Genomic DNA, 2,188 nt, shown 5'->3' on the forward strand with positions numbered 1-2,188 from the left:
TGTGTCATAGGCAACCGAATCTTCCCGCTTCAACTCCTTTGATTTAGTGGCCTACCTCGCTGCCGTATGGCGATTCAACACAGCCATTTGAAGACAGCCACGTGTATGTCCGAGCCGCGAGTGACTCCTCTTCTGGGGGGGCGTGGCATGAGGCGCGCCAGTAGGAGACTATCGCCCGGAACTATCGCCCGTCATACACGGATGATGTCACACCCTTAGTAAATCTCTTTTCAGCTGTTTCACAGACAGAAATGAATTGTATGTTCATTGGTAGCGATATTTGTGGTTCCATCAATACGCAGAGTAATACCTATTTCCGGCGGGCTAAGACGACTGCATATAGTATCAGGCTCATTCCGGTTACCTCAGCAGCCATGCTCAATGGTGCGACAAAAGAAGCACTGAACAGAATACTACTAACAAGCGTCGTCGCCGTACTCACGAGGGTCATCATAGCAATACCAATACCAAGAAAAAGCATTGGCTGACTAGTGTTACGTCGGTAGCCATACGCAGCGAGGGTTACAATCACGAGACCCAGAAGTAGTTGTAGCACTGTGAGGAGTTCTGTGATTTGAATTAGAGTTAGACTGATCATTTAGAGTCCCTCCCAGAGATTAGTAAATGCGTCCGCGTACTGCTGCGTCCGCGTGGTAGTCTGTAGGTTCAGTTCAAATTCCCCGTCATTCAGACTGACAACCAACTCGTCAAGTTGGGCTTCGTACTGCTTTTTATGATTACCATCAGGATCAGGAACCTGGACGGCTCTGACAAGGCCACACTCTTCGAGTTTGTTTAATCGACGGTACACTGTCGATTCGGACATTTCACATTGATTACTGAGCTCGGATGCTGTCATAGGTTCGTGGCTTGTAGCCGATAACAATGAGCGTGCGTACTCATCATCAAGCAGAGCGAACACCTCATTTGGAGGGCAATCTTCAGCCACAACTCCTGCTATTCATGAGAGTATATTAAACCGATATGCGAGTTCGCTGACTCAGCGACTGTCCTACTCATTTAATATAAACAAATCAAACAGGATCCTAAGTATATATTAATTTGTTACCGTATCCATGCGTAAAGAACTGCGCTCCCGAAGTGTAGCCCGACCGCTAACAAGAACGCCGCGATGCTCGCACCCCGATTTCCAACGTACGTCAGTCCAAATTCGTAGACGGAGAGGAACACAGCAACCGTGGCTACGCCAAATATGAGCGTCCACATAATCGCGTATCTCAGCTGGTAGTCGACGGGCCAGTAGTCGTTGTATGTGAACGCCATGTCCATTAGACTCAGTGCCAAGGGGAATCCTGCGCTGAAGTCTGCTGATACAGAGAGAGGATTACTATCGATCGACACCAGTACGAATGCGACCACTGCGAGACCAATCGTCGTGATCGTCACTAACTGATTGTCTGTCAAGTCCGAATATAATTGATTGCGGAGAGACGTTAATTCGGCCATCGTGTTGTCCAGCGCGACATTCTGTGAAAAAGTGGGTGGAACTGTTTCACGGGCAGAAAGCCCGTACCGTATCAACGACGAAAGTCTCTCAAGGCTCATAGTGAGCAACCGATCCAAACGCTACCGGGCAACACAAGCAACAGCCATTGCTGGCTACGACTGAAGCATACTATCTCGCTCCCACCTTCGAGTTTCACACTCAGAGACAAGAGGGGGGGGTTTAGGATTTCTCACGACAGAGATTGGTACGCCCTTCACAATGAGTTCGAAGTTCACCCCTATGACGAGACGTCAAGCCCTCGCAGTTGGTGGTAGTGCCGTTCTTGCGTCGACGGCCGGTTGTACGACAGTACTAAACGCAATTGGTGACCGAGTGCTGGAGCAGGTGAATATCCTCAACCAACTCAGTCAGGAAGTCAGCGGGTCTATCAACATAACCGATCCCGCTGGAGAGACGGTTCTTGACGCTGAATTTGATGTGCCCTCGACAGAATCCGACGGGAACAGTAATATCGTTGCGTACGGAGATGTCTGGACCAGTACTGGGAGCTATCAGGTAGAAATGGAACTCACCGACACCCAAGTCGGTGGTGTCTCACAGATCAGCCAGCAGGTACAAATTGGCAATACTGTGCTCTGTTGAATCCGATGACGGCACGGGGTTCGCGATCTCTGAAGTCACGATAATCTCACTTTTTGTCGTCAAGGAGGTGGATCGATC

4 protein-coding genes are annotated in these 2,188 nt (G+C 49.5%); 1 reads left to right on the forward strand and 3 read right to left on the reverse strand.

The features are described from left to right. Positions 1-310: 310 nt before the first annotated feature. From C463_RS20285 to C463_RS08205, 3 genes are all read right to left on the reverse strand, one after another. On the reverse strand, positions 311-598 hold the full coding sequence (locus C463_RS20285; RefSeq protein ID WP_449271959.1) for a DUF7521 family protein: 288 nt from the start codon (positions 596-598) through the stop codon (positions 311-313). Then, a complete protein-coding gene (locus C463_RS17635) occupies positions 599-949 on the reverse strand; it encodes an ArsR/SmtB family transcription factor (protein ID WP_008442677.1) in 351 nt (116 codons plus the stop codon). Between the two features lie 116 nt (positions 950-1,065). Further along, a complete protein-coding gene (locus C463_RS08205) occupies positions 1,066-1,407 on the reverse strand; it encodes a hypothetical protein (protein ID WP_008442678.1) in 342 nt (113 codons plus the stop codon). A 319-nt stretch (positions 1,408-1,726) separates the two neighbouring features. Between C463_RS08205 and C463_RS08210 the strand changes: the two genes are divergently transcribed. Then, positions 1,727-2,110 carry a hypothetical protein gene (locus C463_RS08210; protein WP_152422382.1) on the forward strand — a complete coding sequence of 128 codons (384 nt, stop codon included), beginning with the start codon at positions 1,727-1,729 and terminating at the stop codon, positions 2,108-2,110. The last annotated feature ends 78 nt before the right edge of the window (positions 2,111-2,188 follow it).

This window comes from Halorubrum californiense DSM 19288, assembly GCF_000336875.1.
GTDB lineage: Archaea > Halobacteriota > Halobacteria > Halobacteriales > Haloferacaceae > Halorubrum > Halorubrum californiense.

Coding starts and splice junctions, on each gene's coding strand:
- C463_RS20285 (WP_449271959.1), bottom strand. CDS start 598: ATGATCAGTCTAACTCTAATTCAAATCACAGAACTCCTCACAGTGCTA.
- C463_RS08210 (WP_152422382.1), top strand. CDS start 1,727: ATGAGTTCGAAGTTCACCCCTATGACGAGACGTCAAGCCCTCGCAGTT.